The organism is Shewanella sp. Isolate8 (assembly GCF_022398495.1).
Taxonomy (GTDB): Bacteria; Pseudomonadota; Gammaproteobacteria; order Enterobacterales; family Shewanellaceae; genus Shewanella; species Shewanella aquimarina.
In genome coordinates this window covers 1-21086 of record NZ_JAKEVI010000001.1, presented here as the reverse complement: position 1 = coordinate 21086, position 21086 = coordinate 1, and the positions used below count along the sequence as shown (strand labels likewise).

Below are 21086 nucleotides of genomic sequence, written 5' to 3'. Positions count from 1 at the left end.
TGGAGCCTAAGACTCCTGATCGATCGGACAACTCAGTTTAGCGGTGATCCACTCGATAGCCTGGGGCTTATCCTCGAGAGCATACCACGCCACCTCCCCTTGCATAAAGGGGCCCATTAGGCGCACGGCGTTACCAAACCAATCGGGTCCACCCACCAGCACCAAGGCATCGAACCTGGGCAGTTGCAGCTCACCCACGCCCGAGAGCGACTGGCTCTCCCAGCCTTCCAGCAGCACGTCGGCCTCGATATAGAGGCACACCTTGCCCGAGGCCTGCTGATATTCCTCAATGATGGGGACTATCTTGTTGCAATAGTCCTGGGTCGACAATCGCCCGCTGGCAAATAAACTGATCACCCCATTGGTGATATCGGCGATTTGACATAACATACTCACACTCCGAGAAGGCGCCTAATTTGGCGACCATTTTGCATCATTTTGACTAGCCAATGATACAGGTCTAGATCAAATAAGCCGAACATGCCGACAAGCGAACTCAGATGATACGGATCTCTCAACGCGTCCAACTAGCCGATAATGAAGTGGAATGGCAATTCATCCGCTCCAGTGGCGCCGGTGGCCAGCACCTCAACAAGGTTTCCACCGCGGCCCAGCTGATCTTCGACATTCGCCGATCCTCCCTGCCGGAGTTCTATCAACAGCGCCTGCTGGCCAAGTCGGATCATCGCATCACGCAAAGTGGCAAGATCATCATCAAGTGCCAGGCCAGTCGCAGCCAAGACGCCAACCGTCAGACGGCGCTGGAACAGTTTATCGCCCTGGTGGCTAGCGTAGGTCACACCGCCAAGAAACGGGTCGCGACTAAACCTACCAAGGCCAGCCAACGCAGGCGAGTCGACGCTAAGAAACAGCGCGGCGCCACCAAGGCCCTCAGGCAGAAACAGTTCTAGCCAACAAGCAGGCAAAGCCAAGCTGAATTTTAGTAACGAGTAGCCAAAATCGCCGATAAGTGTGCTAAGTTGCAGGTATCTGACTTAAAAGACTGAATCCATAAGGTGTTGTGCATGAGCAAATCGGTGAAAATTCTCCTGGTAAACGGCCCCAACCTCAACCTGCTGGGTCGACGCGAGCCCGGCCACTATGGTCATCACACCCTGGCGCAGATCGTCGAGCAGCTTAAGCTGCTAGCTGGTGAGCAAGGCGCCAGCCTGGATCATATTCAGTCCAACGCCGAACATGAGCTGATCGACGCCATCCATCAGAGCGACGCCGACTTCATCATCATCAATCCGGCGGCCTTTACCCACACCAGCGTGGCCCTAAGAGACGCCCTGCTCGGCGTCGCCATCCCCTTCATCGAGGTGCACCTCTCTAACGTGCACGCCAGAGAGGCCTTCAGGCATCACTCCTACTTCTCCGACAAGGCGGTCGGCGTCATCTGCGGCCTGGGAGAACAAGGCTATCGCTATGCCCTGGACTCGGCCATCGCCCGCGTCAGAGCCGCTCAGGAGAAGTAGCCTGCCATGGATATTCGCAAGATAAAAAAACTGATCGAGCTGGTGCAGGCATCGGATATCACAGAGCTGGAGATCAAAGAAGGCGAGGAGTCGATTCGCCTCTGCCGCCAGGTGTCCTGCTCGCCGAAAACTCAAACCCCAGGCGTCACCCTCGCGAGCGAGACAGAGACTGAGACTGAGACTGAGACGCAAGCCAGTCAAACCGAATTTGAGGAGGAAACCCTGCTGCGCTCCCCCATGGTGGGCACCTTCTATCTCGCCCCCGCAGTCGATGCCGCGCCGCTGGTCAAGTTGGGTCAGCGGGTCGAACAGGGCGAACCCGTCTGCATCATAGAGGCGATGAAGATGATGAACCAAATTCAGGCGCCACACGCAGGCGTAGTGAAGGCGATCCTCTGCCAGAGCGGCGATGGCGTCCAGTTCGATCAGCCTCTAATGGTGATTGAATAGAGGCAGATTCCAGGAGGCTAAGGTGACAGCTTTGATGCGTCGATTCGACAAGGTCCTGGTCGCCAATCGCGGCGAAATTGCCCTGCGCATCATACGCGCCTGTCGCCAGCTGGGCATCAAGACGGTCGCCGTCTACTCCAGCGCCGACAAGGACAGTGATCACCTCAGGCTCGCCGATCAGCAGATCTGCATCGGCCCCGCCCCCGCCAAAGAGAGTTACCTCAAGATCGCCGCCATCCTAGGCGCCGCCGATCTCGCCAGGGTCGATGCTATCCATCCGGGTTATGGTTTTCTGGCGGAAAATGCCGACTTCGCCCAGCAAGTCACCGACAGCGGCTTTCACTTCATCGGCCCCAAGGCCGACACCATACGCCTGATGGGCGACAAGGTCAGCGCCATCGCCGCCATGAAGGCCGCAGGCGTGCCGACCGTGCCTGGCTCAGACGGTCTGTTAGGTGATGATGAGGCCCAGAGCCTAGAGATCGCGGCCCGGATAGGTTACCCGCTGATCATCAAGGCCACCGCTGGGGGCGGCGGCAAGGGGATGCGGGTCGTCGAGGATCAGGCCCAGCTGCTTGGGGCCATCGCACTCACCCGCCAGGAGGCCGAGGCCGCCTTCGGCAACGGCGGCGTCTATCTGGAGAAATACCTCACCCGGCCACGTCATATCGAGGTGCAGGTGCTCTGCGACCATCAGGGTCATTGCATCTCACTGGGCGAGCGTGACTGCTCGCTGCAAAGAGCCCAGCAGAAGGTGATCGAATCCGCTCCGGCGCCTGGGTTAACGCCCGAGCAGCGCCTGCAGATAAGTCAGAGCTGCATCAAGGCCTGTCAGGCCATAGGCTATCGCGGCGTCGGGACCCTGGAGTTTCTCTATCAGGATGGCGAGTTCTACTTCATGGAGATGAATACCCGCATTCAGGTGGAGCACACCATCACAGAGATGGTCACCGGAGTCGACCTGTTAGTGCAGCAGCTGCTTATTGCCCAGGGCGAGCCCCTCGCCTTACGAGAGTCGTTAATCCAGCCCAAGGGCCACGCCATTGAGTGCCGCATCAATGCCGAAGACCCCACCAGCTTCGCCCCCTCGCCCGGGCGAATAGACAGGCTGGTGGTGCCCGGCGGCCTGGGGGTGCGCTGGGAGTCCCACCTGTCCCCCGGCGCCAGTGTGCCGCCCCAATATGACGCCATGATCGCCAAGCTGATCGCTTGGGGGGATGACAGGCCAGAGGCGATCGCCCGCATGCGAACCGCCCTGGATGAACTGACTATCACAGGCATTAAGACCAATGTGCCGCTACTCAAGGCGTTGCTCGCCGACCCGCAAGTGCAGCGAGGCGAGACCTCGATTCACTACCTGGAAGATACCTTCTTGCCTGGAAAATAAGTGCCTGCAAGACTGCAAAACCCATTCCAGTCTCGACTAGGCCGCCAGGTACTTGTCGATATCCACCTCGTCGATCTGCTCCGCCGCCAGATAACGATTAGCGTACTCGAGATAGATGCCGCTTGAGAGGAACAGCTTAAACACCTCGCCGTCCACGTGGCTGTCCAGCACCATCTTATGCAGAATATCGATGGCGACGCTCAACGGCTTGGCCTTCTTGTAGGGCCTGTCGGCGGCGGTGAGCGCCTCGAAGATATCCGCCAGCACGAGTATGCGCTCGGGGATCGACAGGTCGTCACCACTGAGCTTTCTGGGGTAGCCAGTGCCGATCAGCGTCTCGTGATGGGTCGAGGCATAGCGAGGCACACGGGCTAGCTCCGGCGGGAATGGCAGGTTCTCCAGCATCTTGATGGTGCTGGTAATATGCTGATTGATCTTGAATCTGTCCTCGTCGGTCAGGGTACCGCGGGAGATACTCAGGTTATAGATCTCCCCCTGATTATAGAGCGCCTCGGGCACAGTCATCTTGATGCCAAACTTAGGATCGAACAGCTCGGGGCGATGGCGAGGAACCACATGCTCTGGCTTGTCGGCCAGCAGCTGCTCTGTCACCGGCAGGCTGATCTCCTTGGTAGACTCGGGATAGTTGAGCTCCTCCACCGGCGAGAGGCCGAGACGATCGTCGAAGTGACGCTGCCAGGTGATTTGCGACAGCGCCTTTAGCCTATCGATATCGGCTTGATCCATGAACTCGCCGCCCACGTTGGCCCCAGCGATGAAGGCAAAGTCTTCCCTCAGTTGCTCGCGGCGTTGGTTCAGCTCCTCTTTATGCACGGCAGCTAACTCGGGGCGCTCCAAGCACTGCTTGAGGTAGTTAATCTCGGCGTCGCGCCACAACACCTCGAAGCGCATGCGCACCTCGTGAATGCGGTTATAGATCAGCTCCAGCTTGCTGCCTTTGTCCACGATATGCTCTGGCGTGGTGATCTTGCCGCAGTCATGGAGCCAGGCCGCGATACGAAACTCCCTGTGTTCGTCGGCGTTATGGAAGCGAAACGCCTCGAAGGCAGGCAGATCCGATTTGGCTGCGTACTCGGCCAGCATGAGCCCCAACTCGGGCACCCGGTTACAGTGCCCTGCGGTATAGGGGGACTTGTCATCGATCGCCTGGGCGATCAGCTTGATGAAGGCGTCCATCAGCGCCTTGTGGTCTTGCTCGTGCTGGCGAATCGACTCGGCCATATCCACCAGGGAAACCGCCAGCTCGTCGATCTCCTTGATATAGGAGTCTACCTTAGTCACCTCGTCATAACGGCGAAACTTCACCTTGAGGTTCTCCAGCGCCAGCTGCTTGATCGGCGAGATGATGGGCGAGGCAAACACCCAGGAAAACGGCAGCGCCAGCAGCAGGCAGAGCCCAGTGATGGCTATCGACTGCTTCACCTTATCCAGGCTAGAAGCCAGCAACATCTCTTGGGGCACCAAGATGGCAAAAAACTCCTGTTCGGCGGCGCTACTACCAAGGGGAGAGACATAGACAAAGCAGGGCTCGCCGTTGAGCGAGATGGCGACTAGCTGTTTCTGCCGACCGGGATCGGCGGCGATATCGATCAACGCCTTGTAGGGCACTGTACCCTGCACGTTCGCAGGGGCCACCTGCTGGCCCTCGGCAAACCACTTGTTGCGTAGCGCCTGCACCTGTGCTGGGCTGATATGGGCAATGGCCTTGTCGATCAGCGCGACAAGGTCGGCGTTTTCCGGATGCATCACTATGCTCAACCCCGCCCGAATGTCGATGGGGGCGTAATCCAGATCCTCGTGAAACTGTAGGTCATTGATAAAATATTGCCGCGCCGTATAGTGCAGCACTATGCTGTTATCGATGGCCGCAAACACCCGCCCCTCTTTCACCGCCTGCAGTATTCCTCGGGTCGACGACACCTCGACCACCTCTATCTCGGGAAAATACTGGCGTATGATAGGGATGATCGACCAGCCCTTGGGAATGGCCACCCGCCTGCCCGCCAGCTCAGCCACATGCTTAATCGGCGCCTGGCCCGGCCCTGTCACGGCGGCGAAGGGCATGCTCAGAAACGGCTGACTAAAGACCCCAAGCGATTGATTGGCCTCGCTGCTCAGCACAGAGTGCAGCAGGTTGATCTCCCGCGCCTTGAACTTGTCGACAAATTCGGGCCAGGTGAAGCCATTGTTGTAGTTGATGGTTAGCCCCGTCATCTCGGCCACCAGATTAAGCACGTCTATGCTGTAGCCCATGGGGCGCCCGGCGACGGCAAAATCGATCGGCGGCCAGTCTGTCTCGTTGGAGGCGATGAGCGGTGGCGTATTGGCGACCAAGGCCTGCTCCTCAGGGGTCAGGGCTAGCGGCACAGGCGCGGGAAGCTCCGCCTGATTGACCTGCTGGTGATTAGAGGCCACCAGGGCGCCACTCTCTCGATAGACATAGACCTCACGCCCCGCTTTGGCATCCCCCCTACCCAATTGTGCCAGATAGTCATCCAGGCTCGACAGGGCAACATCTACCGCCAGCACGGCCTCGCTGCCTGGCAAACGGATCGAATAGGTGATGCCAGGGGCCTGTAGGTTCTGAAACAGATAGGGCTCTGTCTTAAACACCCTGTCCGGGCGGGCGTCGATAAACCAGGGGCGGATGCTGGCGTCGTAATCTGTCGGCTCCATCCGGCTCGCGCGCTGATTGAAGTCGGCATCTAAGTAATGAAAGGCGCGAATACGCCCCTCGCCCTTACCCTGAATACTGATGATCACCCAGCGATCTTCCAGTGAGGCCTTGAGCTGGCGTCTCACTATGGGGTGGGCATCGAGGTTTACCAACTCGAACAGGTCCCCGTCTGGACTGCCGAGATAGATGGCGTAGATAAACCTGGCTGAGCGCATCGCCTGGCTGAACACCTGCTTGGCCTCTTCGCTCAGTCCCATGGGGGTATAGAGCCCCTCGAAGTTAGCCACCAACTTAGTGGTGTTAATCGCCTGATTATCGAGTTGGTTCAGGTAGCTGCCCGTGCTGTCGGCGCTCTGATTGTAGAGCTGGAGACTGGCCTCCGTGGCCAAGCGCTGACCAAAATAGTATTGCAGGCCGATCGCCACCGAGGCCGTAAACAGAGTCGCAATAATGAAGATGCCCACCACGGTAAAACGTATGGTGAGGCGTTTGGGTTTCGCCAAGTGGAGGCCCAGCATGCGGTATCCTTATCCCATGAATGTCCTACTCACAGAGTATAGTAAGAGATCCGTATGCTCCACCTTATTGTTGGGTTAACATCCTAAAAATGCAGACATTAAGGACTTTTATTGCGCCAGGACTCGGGTAACTCCACCTGCTGCCACAGCTCCTGACACAGGCGTTCTCCCTCATGCCAGTTACCCTGCTTTAGCCAGGTGACCAGGGCATCCCCCACCTGAGGATAGGCGATAGGTTCGGGCTTAGGCGCCCGCAACCAGCGCTTAACCGCGGCGGGGTCGAGCCACTTCATGCTCTCGGCGGCGCCGAGCAGCTCAAGCGCCGCCACGTTGGAGAGCTGTTCGAACTGGCCATGAAGCGGCTTCACCAGCAGCTTCTTACCCAGGGTCAACGCCTCACTGGCCAGCTCGAAGCCGGCGCTGGCGATCACCCCACCGCACTGGGCCAGCTTGGCCTTGAAGCCGTCACGATTAAAGCCAGACCAGATAACATGCTCGGCGCAGCTCTGGGGCGCTGCCGAGCCATGAAACACATGGAAGCGATACTCGTCAAAGTCCCTGAGCAATGCGTTGATATCCTCGGGCGACTCGAACGGCAGATAGACCAAAATGTCGTGGGAGTTATAGCTCACCAGCTCGCTCACCTCCACGAAAGGCGGCAGCAGCGGGAAGCCAAAATGGTGCCAGTGGCAGCCCAGCGCCCGATCGACCGGCGCAAAGTAGTTGAGCAACATCTGGTTAAACCAACCGTTGCCCACCTTAGGCACATCGTATTGCAGTGCCGCCTGATGGCTCACCCCGATAGAGGGCACCCCCTGAAGCCGTGCCGCCCAGGCAGAGACAGGTTCGAAGTCGTTAAGCACTAGGTCATAGCCGCTGAGATCTAGGCCGCGCACATCTTTGACCAGGGCGCTCAGGGAGTTCTGCAGAGCCGTCTTGGCGATGCTGACACAGCCATTCTGAGTCGCAAAGGTTAACCCGGCCTGGGTGCGATACTCGCCGAAACACTGCATGTCGAAATAGCGTTGACTGTCACGACCGGAGAAGAAGAAATCGACATCGACCCGCTGATTTTTAAGGGCCGTCGCCATGACTCTGGCACGACTGAGATGGCCATTCCCTGTGCCTTGCACGCCGTAAAGAATACGCATGTTTGTGCTGACTCCTGCTAGTGATTTATTGCCCGACGAGTGGTAAAGCCAGGTAGCAACTCGCCACGCCCAGAAGGGCCCCCGCCAGAATGTCCAGCGGGTAATGCACGCCCAAGATGATACGCGAAACACCTATGATCGTCGCCCAGCCGAAGACCAGCCAGGCAAAAGCCGGATAACACCAAGCGATGGCACTGGCCATCACAAAGGCTGCCGCCGTGTGGCCCGAAGGCAGGCTGAATTTATCCGATGGCTCGAAGGTGAGCATCAGGCTATCGCCGCCGGGCAGAGGCTGATGACAGGGACGCGTACGCCGAATACTGTTCTTGAGCGCCAGATAGAGGGGCAGCTCTATGATGAAGGCGGCGAGCGCCAGGTTGAACAGTGTCTCTCCCCGCTCATCGAGCAGCAGCAAGAGCACACACAGATAGAGATAATAAGGCCCGTCGCCCGTGGCCGAGATAAGCCTGGCCTTAGGGTTTAGACGGTAAGCCACGCCACAGGCGTTGATCGCGGCAAAGACCTGGCGATCTAGCTTAGCTAAGGTCTGAAACATAAAAGGCTCCGGATCATTAAGGTATGATCAGGAGCCTAAAAACTCGCTATGACGCCTAGGTGACATCTAGCCTAAATATTTATGACAGGGATAAGCCTTATGCCTCGGCGGTATTGCCCACCTGAGACTTAGCGCGGAATAACTTCACTAAGTGATAGATATTGATACAGGCGACAAAGGCGTTCATGCCGGCCACAGGCCAGGCCGAGATATAGATCCCGTAGATCACAAACAGTGTACAGCCGGTAAAGTTAAGACATCTTAGCCAAACTATATCTTTCATCATCAAAGAGATAGCCACCATCACCGAGGCGGAATAGCCGATTAGTTCAATTGTGTTTGAAGCTTCCATAAGGCACCTTCTTAAGGCCCTCTGCCGTCCATAAGCTAACTGGGGGATCCGTGCCCCTAAAGCAAGTTAAAGTTAAGTTAATCGTTGACTACCTACATACTAACAAATTTAGCCCCAGCTTGTAATTAAAATACGTTATTTAATGACCTTGGTCATGTTTTTTGCACAATAAGAAAGCAATGAAAGAAAGATTACAACAACTTAGCCAAACGGCGCTATTATCACCAATAGCGTGAGTTATAACGCTTTTCTTTTTAAGAATCCCTTATATACTGGCTGGTAACAATATATTGCTGATTTATCCCAGTAAAATGCCTCTCTACAGGAGTATGACTTATGGAATACAACACCTCAGAACTTTGTGACACTTACATTGATGTGGTCGATGTTGTTGAGCCCATGTTCAGTAATTACGGTGGTTGTAGCTCTTTCGGCGGTTCAATTAGCACCATTAAATGCTTCGAAGACAATGGATTAATCGCTGAAGTACTGCAACAAGATGGCGAAGGCAAGGTATTGCTGGTCGACGGCGGCGGATCCCTGCGTCGTGCATTGGTCGATGCCAACATCGCCGAGATAGCCGTGGCAAATAACTGGGAAGGCATTATCGTTTATGGTTCGGTACGCGACGTCGACGCACTGGAAGATCTGGACATAGGTATTCAGGCGCTGGCCTCCATTCCCGTCGGTGCAGACGGACACGGCGTGGGCGAACTGGAGATCCCGGTTAACTTCGGCGGCGTCACCTTCCTACCAGCCGACCATATCTACGCCGACAACACAGGGATCATCCTGTCACCCGAGCCTCTAGATATCGATTAAGCTGATGCCCGAAATGGCATGATAATTTTGGCTTAGCCATCTAATCGTAAAAGGACGACCGAGAGTCGTCCTTTTTTGTGGCCTATCGATAGCCCCCCTTGCCTCTGCAATCACTTTTGCTAGTTATTGTTTCAACCGGGCTAGCTGCTTAAGGGCATGTTGATTGTTCGGCAAAAACTCGAGTACTTTTTCGTAATGAGCTATCGCTTCAGGTTTATTGCCAAGCGCTGCATAGGTTTCAGCTAGGCTATCATAGGCATTGGCATTGTCGGGAAACAGATGAACATTGAGCTTAAATATCTCTAATGCCTTTGCTAGTTCATTTTTAGCCACATAGCGATAGCCCAAAAGGTTAACTTCTTGCACATCAAACTGTGCACTTGCTTTCATTTTATCCGCTAAAGCAATGGCTTGGTTAAAGCCCTGTGTTTTCATTCCTTGGAAAAGTGTGAATAAGTCTTTTGACAATCCCCAACCATTTTCAGCTTTCATCTCAGGGTAATAAAAACCAGCAATTTCATCGATGAAGAATATCGGTAAGCTACCTAACTTATTGGTTAATACAATGATGGTTAAGTTATCTTCTGGATAAATCACCATTGAAGTGGCATCGCCACCACTGGCACTCACTGCCGGATGCTGTTCTCGCCCAATCGTTTGCCAGCCAAGGGCATAGCCATTTTCTAAATTACTAAAGCCTGCGGTCTTACCATTATTTAAACGAGTAGGTGTCCACAGCTCTTTAAGGTGTTCCTTATCGAGCAGTTTTTGCTGTTGCAGCGCTATCGCGTAATTAGCAAGCTCGGTCGCAGTTGCGCTCATACCCGCCGCGGTTCTAAAGAAGGGATCATAAGTAATTTGTACCGTCTGAAACTTTCCCTGATTGCCGGCAAAATAGGGACGAGCCTGATTGGGAACTATGGATTCAGTATGGGCAAAACCTGCCGCCAAGGTGATAGGCATATCTAGTTTAGCCAGCTGATTTTGCTGAATATAGTTGGCAAACGGCTGGCCCGATAACTTATCAATAATTTTACCGAGCAAGATGTAACCTGTTTGGTTGTATTCGAAACGGGTATTGGTTTCAGAACGCATGGGTAAGGTAAGTACTTCCTGCCACGCAGGTTCGGGTTGACCATTGGCAATTAAATCAACCCAATGACCATTTAATATTTTGGGTAGACCAGAGGTATGGCTTAGCACCTGGCGGATAGTTAGTGGTTGCCACGCTTTAGGCAAGTCATCTAAATGCTTTGAAAGCGGATCGTTGACCGATAACTTGTTCTCTGCGGCAAGTTGCATAATAGCAACGCCGGTAAAGGCTTTCGTCATCGAATAAATGGGAAAAGGGGTATGGTTTTTTACCGTGACTTGATCTTGCAAGTTTGACAGACCATAGCTGGCTTTTTTTATCAGCTTATTGTCTTTGACGACTGCCAGCTGTAATCCGGGAATATTGGCTGTGCGCATTTTCTCCAGCAGAAAATCGTCTATTTCATCGGCTTTTACCTGTGAGAGTCCACCGATCAGTAATAGTGTGCTTAATGAGACAACATGTAAACGTAGGCGAATGTTTTTCCTAAACATCAGAACAGGATTTCCTTAATTGTAATCGTTGAGATAAAACACCCTTTATAGCGCTTGATAAGTAGCAAAAGTATAAGGTGCAGGGTATGACACCCGAAGTGAGTTATCTAAATTAGCTTCGAGTGATAGTGCGCATAGTCTACCGATATTTACCCTAATGACAATTACTTAGGTATTGCACTGTCACCCGAGCCTCTAGATATCGATTAAGCTGATGCCCGAAATGGCATGAAGATTGTGGCTAGGCTGTTTAGGCCAGATAAGTTAGGTGTAATTTACTTTTAACCTCAAACTAGCTTGATGTTTAAAGGAGAGCTTTAAACCATAACTTCATGGTGTATCAATTGCCTGTGGCAAGTTTATGTGTAGGTACTGCCGAGGCACGCTGTAGTGGTCAACTAAAATTGGCCACGGTTTTATAAGTTTTCCAGTAAAGCCTTTCCGACTCATTCGGAGTGAGGCCGCCATTGTACTGATGCGGCCTGATTTGACTGTAGTATCTAATTATATAGCCAACCATGCTGTGCCAAGCTTCAGTTAAACTACGATAACCACAGCTCGGCACCCATTCTGTTTTCAAGCTTCTAAAGAAGCGCTCCATCGGACTATTATCCCAGCAATTACCTTTTCGAGATAAGCTTTGTTTAATTCGGTATCGCCACAGGGTTTGACGATATTTTCGACTCGTATAATGCGTGCCTTGATCGCTATGGAACATGACTCCTGTAGGCCTTCCTCGTGACTCATAAGCCATCTTTAATGCTTTGCTTGTTAGCTGACTGTCGGGTGAAAAGGATATAGCCCAACCAACAGGTTTTCGTGCAAACAAGTCGAGGACAACCGCTAGATAAGCCCAACGGCTTCCGGCACAGRCATAAGTGACGTCTCCGACCCAAACCTGGTTTGGTGCAGTAACAGCGAACTGCCTCTCCAAATGATTAGGGATCTCTACATGCTCTAGAGGTTGCTTCCTATACTTGTGCTTTGGTAATTGCCGACTTACCAAATCGAGTACCTTCATGATTTTAGTTGCTCGATATCGACTCAGGCTAATGCCAGCATTAGTGACGATACCTGCAATGGTTCGGGCTCCTGCTGAACCATTGCTACTTTTGGGGTGATCCCCAGCCTCTCTTGTATTAGCTGCCTTACCCACTTATCCATAGCAGATTTGCTCACATTCATAGCTTTAGCTGCTTCGACTACTGAGTAACCTTGGTCAACAACCAGCTGAGCTGCTTCAAGCTTGAATTCTGGGCTGAAAGTTCTTCTCGTACGCTTTGTCATAGTTCCACCTGTTGTGTACGAGGTGCATCTTAACACCTCTAATCAGGTGGCCTAATTCACTATGCCACTACAGATCGCTTGGTTGTGCAGTTGACGGAGAAGATTGGTGAAGATGCTCTGCCTGAGCTTTTTTATGATCTTCGATAATTGATGTCTTTGAACCGGAAGGGAGCAGTTGCGTTATGTGGCTGCTCCTTTTTTTCTTGTCTAAGGTTTTGTGGCGGCGGTTAATTCACGGGGTTTACATTCATATTCATTGGGGCGGATTACTGACAGTTGAGAGGGTAGACTTTCAATTATTGATTCGCTATTCAAAATGGAAAGATGTAAGATATTGTGCTTTTTAGAGCTAAAAAGCTTAAGATTATTTTTTGAAAAGTATTTGTAAATCAGTAGGTTATAGATGACATTTAGATATATTGGCTCTAAAGCTCGTTTTACAGAAGAAATTGTGAAGTATGTTGGAAAACCGACAAGCGATAGTGGTCGGTTTGTAGACGTGTTTTGTGGTACTGGGGCTGTTGCAGCAGAAGCACATAAGCTTGGGTGGAATGTTTGGATCAACGATCACTTGATCTCCGCAGTTACAATGGCTTCTGCTCGTATGATGAGCTTTAATCACGCTAAATTTCTGAATGTCGGTGGGTACTCTTCAGCAATAGAGACGTTAAATAATGTTCCAGGAATTAATGGTGTAATTTGGAGAGAATATAGTCCTGTATCTCTTAAATTGTGTGGAATTGAGAGGAAATACTTTACTGAGCATAATGCACAGAAAATAGATGGAATAAGAAAGGTTATCTCTGAATGGTATTCATCAGGAAAAATTGATGGCCTAGAATCAGAAGTTTTAATAGCTGACCTTATTAGTGCAGTTAATAGAGTAGCAAATATTGCTGGAACATATGGTTGTTTCTTATCTAAGTGGCAGAAACAAGCATTGTCAGAATTAAAATTGAAAGAGCGAGACTTGAATGATTCTGATAATATTGTTGAAACAACAAATCTAGATGCATTTGAATTAAACGTCACAGAAAATGACGTTGTGTATTTAGATCCTCCGTACACAAAAAGACAATATGCATCTTATTATCACATACTTGAGACTATAACAATTAATGATAATCCCACAGTTGAGGGTGTTAGTGGCCTGCGGCCATGGAAACATAAAGCGTCTGTGTTCTGTTATAAACGAAAAGCCTTAAGATCTTTGGTTGAATTGATAACAAAGTTGAAAAGTAAAAAAGTCATATTATCTTATAGTTGTGAAGGCCATGTTGACTTAAATGAATTAGTTACTGAGTTGGAGTTAACCGGAAGTGTTAAATTGATCCCTCTTGCATCAATTGGAAGGTACCGCCCTAATAAAGTAGCAAGTTCCAATGGTGATACAGTTACCGAATATTTGGTGGAATATAGTGGCGTTTCTGGTTTGTAAGTATGTCTAAATATATAACTTTAGAAGATAAGCTTTATAAAAGTATTAACAATCACCTGGATGGCCTGATTTCTAGTATAACGGAAGATTATAGGTTTGAAGCTAGGTTGCTTTATTTGGAGTGCGTTTCATCTATAGTGGGTGGTTATGATGTTAAAAAATTCCATAATATATTTGAAATAGATAGTATTTTAAGTTATGAGACTCTTCTTGATGGCGCTTGTGAGCTTGTAAAGCTAATAAAAAACATACCGGTACCTACAGCGCTAGTATTGTCTTCTTTGGCAACGCAGCCTTTACAAGCACACGAAAGGAAGTCATCTGGTGCTTACTATACAGATCATCGATTAGCTCTCCACATTGCAGAAGAGGGAAATAAACGTTGGGATAAGTTAAGACCGATAATCGATCCTGCATGTGGTACTGGAATATTGTTGGCGGCGATAACATACATTAACTGTGGAGATGATAAAAATAAGTCAGCAGAATTTATGGAGAACTATATAGTTGCTGCTGATATGTCTCTTAATGCTTTGAGGGGAGCGATGCTGTCATTGGCTTCGTTAACCGATGATTTAAATGCCTTGTTTGCAATGAGGCAAAATTGGGTCTGTGGTGATTCATTGTTCTATGATGAATGGAATGAAATTGCTACTGATGGGTTTGGGTTGGTGATTGCTAACCCTCCATGGGAAAAAGTAAAAACTATAAAGCATGAGTACTTAAATAGTATTGGTAATCTTGGTCATTATGGGAGAGAAATCTCAAATATAGATGACGAAAGTTATCAAAACATGAGATTAAAAACTAAAAGCTATGCTGAAAAACTAGCGATTTTATATCCTGAAGCTGATAGTGGTGAAATGGATTTATATATGGCTTTTACGGCATTAATACTTAGGTTGTTCGGTTCTAATGGAACTGCTTCCATTCTTATTCCTGGTGGGGTTATTAGATCGGAAGGAACATTAAAATTACGACGTAAAATTTTAGAATCTTCAGGCTTTATCAGTTTTACTGTTTTCGATAATAAGGCTAAATACTTTGCAATAGATAGTCGTGTGAAATTTGTAAACATGGTTTTTCAGGGGGGGGCGGAAAATAAAACAGACGAAATTGTTCTAAAACATGCCAAGTCTTTAGATGGAAGGGTATTTACAGATCTTGGTGTAATATTTGACTATGAGGTTTTAAAACAATATCGTCCGGACTTGTCGTTACCTGAGCTTAGAAATCAAGAAGAATACAATGTATTCAAAAAGATGTATGAAAATGGTGAAGAATGGCAGGGTAAGTGGAATGCAAAGTTCTATCGAGAAGTTGATATGACCCGAGATAAAGGGGTGTTTAAACGTTTTGATAAAAGCGGAATACCTCTAGTTGAGGGGAGAATGGTGCATCAATTTAGGCTTGGAGCTAAAGCTTATAGGTCTGGAACAGGTCGAAAGGCAGTCTGGGAAACGATTCAAATCGGAGAGTCTTCAATTCAACCGCAGTTTCGTATTCTTCCAGATGAGTTACCGAGTAAGTTAGAAGAAAGAGTGAGAGTTGCTCGAGCTGGTTTTTGTGATATTGCTGGTCAAACTAATGAACGAGCGATGATGGCAACTCTGATTCCTTCTGGTGTTGTATGTGGGAATAAAGTGCCTACAGTTAGCTTCTTTGGGGATGATGCTAACGAAAAAACTCTGTTGTGGTTGGGAATTGTTAACAGCTTTGCTTTCGATTGGTTATTGAGGCGTGTCTTGACAACCACGGTCAACTACTTTCTTTTACGCAGTATTCCTCTCGCCCCAATTGAAGTTAGCAGTGAAGTGGGCCAGAAAATTATTAATTCAGTCAGGAAATTAATTGACTTAGATCACAATGGTGCTGGGTATGATAATGCTATGAAAATGGCTGAAATCCGAACTTCTATAGAGTTGTTATGTTTTTCTGCCTATCAATTATCCTTCGATGACGTAGAGCTTATCTTTCACGATTTTCCACTGTTAGATCGCAGTCAACCTTGCTTGAAAGACGAAACTCGTTCCACGGTGACCAGGGACTTCATTCTGTTTCGGCTGTGTGAAACATATGGTTTGTCTGAAGATGTTCGGAACAAGTATAAATCTCGATTAGAAAATGCGCTAGCTAGAGGTGCGATTCCTTTTATACCTTCACAAGCTTCAGTTAGAGGTCAATCTGTCTAATGGTGCTATTCTCCCTGAATCTTTGTGGGCTCAAATGAGAGAAAATGACTTTTGTATTTGTGGACTTTATGTTCATGATATGACAGGATTATTTGGAGAGAATCTTTCTTTGGTCTATAGTTTCGAGCAGTTGACACAATATGGGGTCGTATTGCAACAGAAATGATGAGCTTGTCAAAAAAACTGAGCGCTTTTTAATGACTCTGCATTGCGACTTTAGCTATTTGGCTTAGATCGATAGAAAGTTGTTCCTATGTAGTCTAGCGGTTGACTGCTAGTAATGCTTTTGTTTTGTAATGAGGATTGAAAAGCTGTGACTACTTCATCTAACAACCAAGTTGCGCGCATTCTGTTTAAAGAGATTGTTCCTGGTGATTTACGAAAAATTCATGCACAGTCGAATGATACTCCTTCAGGAGGAGGTGCTCGAGATTTTCGTTTCGGAGCTTTTTCACGTCTTCAACCTGCCATAGCCAAAATGTTTCCATTCCTTGTACAAGAAGAACGGAGACGCGGTGGTCGTAGAGAAGTTATTGACGTATTCAAAGGACATTTTTGCTGGAATGATTCTCACGGCAATGTTCAGACTAAAGAGTCCTTTTTCGAACCACCGACCGATGCACGTCCTTCTGAGGGACGTATCGTTAGGGTTCATGAGTATGGATGTTTTGATACTAGTCTTATGCCTCATGGTGGTGTTGGAAACCGGGTACTTTTACTACTTATTCAGTTAAATGATAATTCAGTTTGGCCTTATTACGCCGAAGAAAGAACTCTTCGTGCTGCTGGTTACTGGGATCCTTTAGTCGCAGATGTATTGTTAGCTTGTCTAGATGCTCAGCGTCCAGTAGGTCATGCAGCAATTGGCTTTAAGGATTTCATTACAGGAGATTGCTACTGTAATGGTAAGTGATTTCTCTGACGAATGTTTAGAAACCCTTAAACTACTAGCACGTTCGAAAAACGTGCTAGTGTCTGGTGCTCCTGGAACAGGAAAATCTCGCCTGCTTGCCGAAGTAGCATTGGCCTTTGAAACTGGGCTTGGCGTATCTTCTTCTCACGGTACCCCAGCGTTAGAACGCTCCAATCCAATTCCAATTCCTCCTTCTCCAGGTAAAGTGATGGAGGGGGTTCCCGCTCCATATAAAACAAACCGTATGGTTTTTCGAACGGTGTTTCACCAAAACTCCAAGTATCGTGATTTTGTTTCTGGTGTTTTACCTTGTGTTAACAATGTCGAATCGGGTTCAGGTTTCTACATTGTTAAAGGGGTATTATACAGAGCAAGTGAGCACGCAAACTCCTCTAATAGCGCTTCACTTCTTATTATTGATGAAATTAATCGTGGACCAGCAGTTCAGGTTTTTGGTGGCTCTTTGGTTGCGATTGAGTCAGATAAACGTTTAGCCCCTGATGGAAGTAAATTAGTCGGAACTCAGTATTTTGAGTTACTCGATCCACTTTCAGGTGAGTTTATTGAGTATGCTTTACCGAGTGACCTGTATATATTGGCTGCAATGAACCAAGCTGATGCCTCAGTAGAACCTCTAGATGTTGCTTTCTTAAGACGTTGGGAACCTCTTAAATTAGAGCCTAATGAAAGAGCTTTAAGGGATTTTTATAACATAAAACGCGATGATTCATATGCATTACCGGCGGAGCCTAGCTCAATATCTGATGTCTTTGAAGCTTCGGTTCTTGCTTGGATATCTATTAATGAACAGGTTTCTCTTGGGCGTGGTTCTGAATTTAGAATCGGTCACGGTATATTGATGACTCACGAACTTCCCGAAGACTTGGACGTCTTTGAAGCGTTGGAATTTATATGTGTTGGTTGGACAAAGATATTTGCACATGTTGAAGAGGTTTTTTTCGGAGATATAAGAGGGTTAGCTTCAACTCTTAATGCAATCGATGGTCCCGAGTATAACCCTTTTGAATTAGTAGAAACCACTTTTGCGAGTGAGATTAGGTTTAAGCTTGAAGGGCCTAGTAGATTTGACGCTAGTATGATTTACGATGCGCTGCGAGCTTTCTCTAGAGATGAGTAAATGGGTAACTTTCGCGAAAGAATATCTTTAGTAGAGTATGGGTCTTCAAAAAATCTTACCAAAGAGATATCGAAGAAACTGGGAGTCGATAAATCAAACGTAGACTTGCTATTAAATAATGCGGGAAAGAGAATTGCCTCACTTTTAAACCTATCCGAAAATCCAATAATAAATGGGGAAAATGGTTATAGAGCAATTAAATTTGCCGGGTTAGTTAGGTTATCCCCTTCTTTGGAGCTTGAAGTTGCTCCAAAGTTTCTTGGTCTTGATGAAACGGATTCGACCTGGAGAGAAGACTTTTTTTATCTATCTTTTCTCTCTTCACATGGTCAATTGTTAGCTTTTGAAAAGCTGTCGTCTTCTGGTGGGGTTTCGAGGGGGCTGCCAACTCTCGTAGCTCATGCTTTGGTATGTATGTATGACGAGGTGAAACGCAGGCCTCTAAGAACTTATCGCAAAGTTTATTCGGAAGATTTTTTTCTGGATGGAGAGCCTGAACCCATTGATTTAATATTTCCATCCTCTGAGGGTTTCAAGCAAGAAGTTATTAGGTTTGATCGAGTTAATGAATGGAATTCGAATATATTAGCTGCTACTAACATTTTGCTCCCTCAAGTGCAAGACCCCGGTGTTATGGGGAGGTTGTTGCGTTTAAGAAGTGATTTATCTCCACAAAGAAACTTCAGTCATGTTAGTAGGAAAAAAGTACCACCGAGGCATCGTTCTTGGAACTCTATTCACGCTCTTTCGGTCGATATCCTTAATGGACTTGGCTTGCATTATAATCAAGGATTAGCTAGCGCTCCAGGTTACGTAATATCTACTTGGAGAGTTTGGGAAGATTTAGTAACTATTGCTGTTAGACTGGGTTTTGGTGCTCATTTTGTTTCATCTCAGAAGCAATTCTTATTAGGAAGAAGGGAAAGACTGGATAGTTACTCGAAAACTAAAATATCTGTTTACCCTGACTGCATAATTGAATCTAATGGGAAGCGCCCTAGAGTTATAGTGGATGCTAAGTATAAAGGTCATATTGAGAAGAGACGACTTCGAATTGATGAAAGTGATATCTATGAGGCTTTGGCTTTTTCTCGTGCTTCTAAATGTGGCAAGGTGGTGTTGATTTATCCAGCTGCTCCATGTGAAGATCAAATAATAACAGGGCGTTGTACTGTTTTTGAGAGAATAAACATCGATGATATTGAAGTTATTGGTGTTCAAGTTGAGGTGCGTTGTATATCTAAAGAAGGTGGGTTGAATCAATTTGCTTTGAATCTCTGTGAAGGCATATCAAGTATCATTGGTTAAAAATGTGTTTAACACCTGCAAACTAGATCCTAAGCCTTCCTCGGAGAGTGATAAATAAATCTAAAAAAATCCAAACACAGCTAGCCACTTCAAAGTGTTAGCAGTGAATTCAAAATCCGTTTCCTTCGGGAGTGACGGTTCAAGTCCGTCCTCGGGCACCATATCTCATATGACAAAGCCTTGACTTCGGTCGAGGCTTTGTTGTTTTGTAGTGGCATAGTGAATTAGGCCACCTGATTAGAGGTGTTAAGATGCACCTCGTACACAACAGGTGGAACTATGACAAAGCGTACGAGAAGAACTTTCAGCCCAGAATTCAAGCTTGAAGCAGCTCAGCTGGTTGTTGACCAAGGTTACTCAGTAGTCGAAGCAGCTAAAGCTATGAATGTGAGCAAATCTGCTATGGATAAGTGGGTAAGGCAGCTAATACAAGAGAGGCTGGGGATCACCCCAAAAGCCGCGCCATTGACGCCAGAACAGATAGAGATCCGAGAGCTTAAAAAACGGATCGCCGAGCTAGAAGAGCACAACGAAATCATAAAAAGGCTACAGCTCTGTTGATGTCAGACTCATTGAAAAATTCTCGATAATTGAGAGACTCAAACAGAGCTACAGCATTTTAAAACNTGTAGTGGCATAGTGAATTAGGCCACCTGATTAGAGGTGTTAAGATGCACCTCGTACACAACAGGTGGAACTATGACAAAGCGTACGAGAAGAACTTTCAGCCCAGAATTCAAGCTTGAAGCAGCTCAGCTGGTTGTTGACCAAGGTTACTCAGTAGTCGAAGCAGCTAAAGCTATGAATGTGAGCAAATCTGCTATGGATAAGTGGGTAAGGCAGCTAATACAAGAGAGGCTGGGGATCACCCCAAAAGCCGCGCCATTGACGCCAGAACAGATAGAGATCCGAGAGCTTAAAAAACGGATCGCCGAGCTAGAAGAGCACAACGAAATCATAAAAAAGGCTACAGCTCTGTTGATGTCAGACTCATTGAAAAATTCTCGATAATTGAGAGACTCAAACAGAGCTACAGCATTTTAAAACTATGTCGCATATTCGACGTCCATCGCAGCAGTTACAAGTACAGGAAAACACGGCCAAAAGCCATTCCTGCGCCTGAAGCTCGAGTAAGAGCACTTGTTCAAGAGGCTCACAACGCTAGCAATGGTTCAGCAGGAGCCCGAACCATTGCAGGTATCGTCACTAATGCTGGCATTAGCCTGAGTCGATATCGAGCAACTAAAATCATGAAGGTACTCGATTTGGTAAGTCGGCAATTACCAAAGCACAAGTATAGGAAGCAACCTCTAGAGCATGTAGAGATCCCTAATCATTTGGAGAGGCAGTTCGCTGTTACTGCACCAAACCAGGTTTGGGTCGGAGACGTCACTTATGYCTGTGCCGGAAGCCGTTGGGCTTATCTAGCGGTTGTCCTCGACTTGTTTGCACGAAAACCTGTTGGTTGGGCTATATCCTTTTCACCCGACAGTCAGCTAACAAGCAAAGCATTAAAGATGGCTTATGAGTCACGAGGAAGGCCTACAGGAGTCATGTTCCATAGCGATCAAGGCACGCATTATACGAGTCGAAAATATCGTCAAACCCTGTGGCGATACCGAATTAAACAAAGCTTATCTCGAAAAGGTAATTGCTGGGATAATAGTCCGATGGAGCGCTTCTTTAGAAGCTTGAAAACAGAATGGGTGCCGAGCTGTGGTTATCGTAGTTTAACTGAAGCTTGGCACAGCATGGTTGGCTATATAATTAGATACTACAGTCAAATCAGGCCGCATCAGTACAATGGCGGC

At 48.2% G+C, this 21086-nt stretch carries 17 protein-coding genes and 2 pseudogenes; 12 read left to right on the top strand and 7 right to left on the bottom strand.

Annotated features, from left to right (window positions below):
* Positions 1–6: 6 nt before the first annotated feature.
* A complete protein-coding gene (locus tag L1D43_RS00095; RefSeq protein WP_160793814.1) occupies positions 7–390 on the bottom strand; it encodes an STAS/SEC14 domain-containing protein in 384 nt (127 codons plus the stop codon).
* 110 nt (positions 391–500) lie between these two features.
* On the opposite strand from L1D43_RS00095, the gene arfB reads away from it, so the two are divergent.
* From arfB to accC, 4 genes are all read left to right on the top strand, one after another.
* Entirely contained in the window at positions 501–911 is a 411-nt protein-coding gene (arfB, locus tag L1D43_RS00090) for an alternative ribosome rescue aminoacyl-tRNA hydrolase ArfB (RefSeq protein WP_239849456.1), read from the top strand.
* Positions 912–1025: 114 nt separating this feature from the next.
* Positions 1026–1478 carry a type II 3-dehydroquinate dehydratase gene (aroQ, locus tag L1D43_RS00085; RefSeq protein WP_239849455.1) on the top strand — a complete coding sequence of 151 codons (453 nt, stop codon included), beginning with the start codon at positions 1026–1028 and terminating at the stop codon, positions 1476–1478.
* 6 nt (positions 1479–1484) lie between these two features.
* Positions 1485–1928, top strand: a complete 444-nt coding sequence (gene accB / locus L1D43_RS00080; RefSeq protein WP_239849454.1) for an acetyl-CoA carboxylase biotin carboxyl carrier protein — start codon at positions 1485–1487, stop codon at positions 1926–1928.
* A gap of 34 nt (positions 1929–1962) precedes the next feature.
* Positions 1963–3315: an acetyl-CoA carboxylase biotin carboxylase subunit gene (gene accC, locus L1D43_RS00075; protein WP_239850998.1), complete on the top strand. Its 1353-nt coding sequence runs from the start codon at positions 1963–1965 to the stop codon at positions 3313–3315.
* Positions 3316–3351: 36 nt separating this feature from the next.
* Here accC and L1D43_RS00070 read toward each other — a convergent pair whose 3' ends face one another.
* The 4 genes from L1D43_RS00070 to L1D43_RS00055 all read right to left on the bottom strand — a co-directional run bounded on the left by L1D43_RS00070 (position 3352) and on the right by L1D43_RS00055 (position 8590).
* Positions 3352–6531 carry an HD domain-containing phosphohydrolase gene (locus tag L1D43_RS00070; protein WP_239849453.1) on the bottom strand — a complete coding sequence of 1060 codons (3180 nt, stop codon included), beginning with the start codon at positions 6529–6531 and terminating at the stop codon, positions 3352–3354.
* A 98-nt stretch (positions 6532–6629) separates the two neighbouring features.
* Positions 6630–7682: an MJ1255/VC2487 family glycosyltransferase gene (locus L1D43_RS00065; protein ID WP_239849452.1), complete on the bottom strand. Its 1053-nt coding sequence runs from the start codon at positions 7680–7682 to the stop codon at positions 6630–6632.
* A gap of 25 nt (positions 7683–7707) precedes the next feature.
* Positions 7708–8238, bottom strand: a complete 531-nt coding sequence (locus tag L1D43_RS00060) for a phosphatase PAP2 family protein (RefSeq protein ID WP_239849451.1) — start codon at positions 8236–8238, stop codon at positions 7708–7710.
* 97 nt (positions 8239–8335) lie between these two features.
* Positions 8336–8590 carry a YgjV family protein gene (locus tag L1D43_RS00055; protein ID WP_033539479.1) on the bottom strand — a complete coding sequence of 85 codons (255 nt, stop codon included), beginning with the start codon at positions 8588–8590 and terminating at the stop codon, positions 8336–8338.
* A gap of 336 nt (positions 8591–8926) precedes the next feature.
* Here L1D43_RS00055 and rraA point away from each other — a divergent pair, with 336 nt between their 5' ends.
* Entirely contained in the window at positions 8927–9412 is a 486-nt protein-coding gene (rraA, locus tag L1D43_RS00050; protein ID WP_011867166.1) for a ribonuclease E activity regulator RraA, read from the top strand.
* A 123-nt stretch (positions 9413–9535) separates the two neighbouring features.
* Here rraA and L1D43_RS00045 read toward each other — a convergent pair whose 3' ends face one another.
* Together L1D43_RS00045 and L1D43_RS00040 are read right to left on the bottom strand one after the other, a co-directional pair.
* The gene (locus L1D43_RS00045; RefSeq protein ID WP_239849450.1) at positions 9536–10999 is read right to left on the bottom strand and encodes a serine hydrolase domain-containing protein; all 1464 of its coding nucleotides are present in this window, start codon (positions 10997–10999) and stop codon (positions 9536–9538) included.
* 394 nt (positions 11000–11393) lie between these two features.
* Positions 11394–12286, bottom strand: a pseudogene (locus L1D43_RS00040) (IS3 family transposase).
* 403 nt (positions 12287–12689) lie between these two features.
* On the opposite strand from L1D43_RS00040, the gene L1D43_RS00035 reads away from it, so the two are divergent.
* The 7 genes and pseudogenes from L1D43_RS00035 to L1D43_RS00005 form a co-directional block, all read left to right on the top strand.
* Positions 12690–13724, top strand: a complete 1035-nt coding sequence (locus L1D43_RS00035; RefSeq protein ID WP_239849449.1) for a DNA adenine methylase — start codon at positions 12690–12692, stop codon at positions 13722–13724.
* Positions 13725–13726: 2 nt separating this feature from the next.
* Positions 13727–15916, top strand: a complete 2190-nt coding sequence (locus L1D43_RS00030; protein WP_239849448.1) for an N-6 DNA methylase — start codon at positions 13727–13729, stop codon at positions 15914–15916.
* Between the two features lie 313 nt (positions 15917–16229).
* The gene (locus L1D43_RS00025; RefSeq protein WP_239849447.1) at positions 16230–16829 is read left to right on the top strand and encodes a hypothetical protein; all 600 of its coding nucleotides are present in this window, start codon (positions 16230–16232) and stop codon (positions 16827–16829) included.
* Positions 16771–17967, top strand: coding sequence for an AAA family ATPase (locus L1D43_RS00020; RefSeq protein ID WP_239849446.1), 1197 nt, complete (start codon positions 16771–16773; stop codon positions 17965–17967). Before L1D43_RS00025 ends, L1D43_RS00020 begins: the two co-directional genes overlap by 59 nt.
* A complete protein-coding gene (locus tag L1D43_RS00015) occupies positions 17968–19275 on the top strand; it encodes an McrC family protein (RefSeq protein WP_239849445.1) in 1308 nt (435 codons plus the stop codon). It abuts the gene before it with no gap.
* A gap of 279 nt (positions 19276–19554) precedes the next feature.
* Positions 19555–19894, top strand: a pseudogene (locus L1D43_RS00010) (transposase); the annotation flags it as partial.
* An 80-nt stretch (positions 19895–19974) separates the two neighbouring features.
* A protein-coding gene (locus L1D43_RS00005; RefSeq protein ID WP_239849444.1) for an IS3 family transposase occupies positions 19975–21086 on the top strand; the annotation gives its coding sequence in 2 pieces (ribosomal slippage) (positions 19975–20242 and positions 20242–21086; 1113 coding nt annotated over the 2 pieces). This gene is flagged as partial in the annotation.

What these genes read in the sequence shown, in the direction of transcription:
- L1D43_RS00020 (WP_239849446.1), top strand. Translation starts at nt 16,771, where the DNA reads ATGCAGCAATTGGCTTTAAGGATTTCATTACAGGAGATTGCTACTGTA.
- L1D43_RS00030 (WP_239849448.1), top strand. Translation starts at nt 13,727, where the DNA reads ATGTCTAAATATATAACTTTAGAAGATAAGCTTTATAAAAGTATTAAC.
- accB (WP_239849454.1), top strand. Translation starts at nt 1,485, where the DNA reads ATGGATATTCGCAAGATAAAAAAACTGATCGAGCTGGTGCAGGCATCG.
- L1D43_RS00055 (WP_033539479.1), bottom strand. Translation starts at nt 8,590, where the DNA reads ATGGAAGCTTCAAACACAATTGAACTAATCGGCTATTCCGCCTCGGTG.
- L1D43_RS00095 (WP_160793814.1), bottom strand. Translation starts at nt 390, where the DNA reads ATGTTATGTCAAATCGCCGATATCACCAATGGGGTGATCAGTTTATTT.
- arfB (WP_239849456.1), top strand. Translation starts at nt 501, where the DNA reads ATGATACGGATCTCTCAACGCGTCCAACTAGCCGATAATGAAGTGGAA.
- L1D43_RS00015 (WP_239849445.1), top strand. Translation starts at nt 17,968, where the DNA reads ATGGGTAACTTTCGCGAAAGAATATCTTTAGTAGAGTATGGGTCTTCA.
- L1D43_RS00045 (WP_239849450.1), bottom strand. Translation starts at nt 10,999, where the DNA reads ATGTTTAGGAAAAACATTCGCCTACGTTTACATGTTGTCTCATTAAGC.
- L1D43_RS00070 (WP_239849453.1), bottom strand. Translation starts at nt 6,531, where the DNA reads ATGCTGGGCCTCCACTTGGCGAAACCCAAACGCCTCACCATACGTTTT.
- L1D43_RS00035 (WP_239849449.1), top strand. Translation starts at nt 12,690, where the DNA reads ATGACATTTAGATATATTGGCTCTAAAGCTCGTTTTACAGAAGAAATT.
- rraA (WP_011867166.1), top strand. Translation starts at nt 8,927, where the DNA reads ATGGAATACAACACCTCAGAACTTTGTGACACTTACATTGATGTGGTC.
- L1D43_RS00060 (WP_239849451.1), bottom strand. Translation starts at nt 8,238, where the DNA reads ATGTTTCAGACCTTAGCTAAGCTAGATCGCCAGGTCTTTGCCGCGATC.
- L1D43_RS00065 (WP_239849452.1), bottom strand. Translation starts at nt 7,682, where the DNA reads ATGCGTATTCTTTACGGCGTGCAAGGCACAGGGAATGGCCATCTCAGT.
- accC (WP_239850998.1), top strand. Translation starts at nt 1,963, where the DNA reads ATGCGTCGATTCGACAAGGTCCTGGTCGCCAATCGCGGCGAAATTGCC.
- aroQ (WP_239849455.1), top strand. Translation starts at nt 1,026, where the DNA reads ATGAGCAAATCGGTGAAAATTCTCCTGGTAAACGGCCCCAACCTCAAC.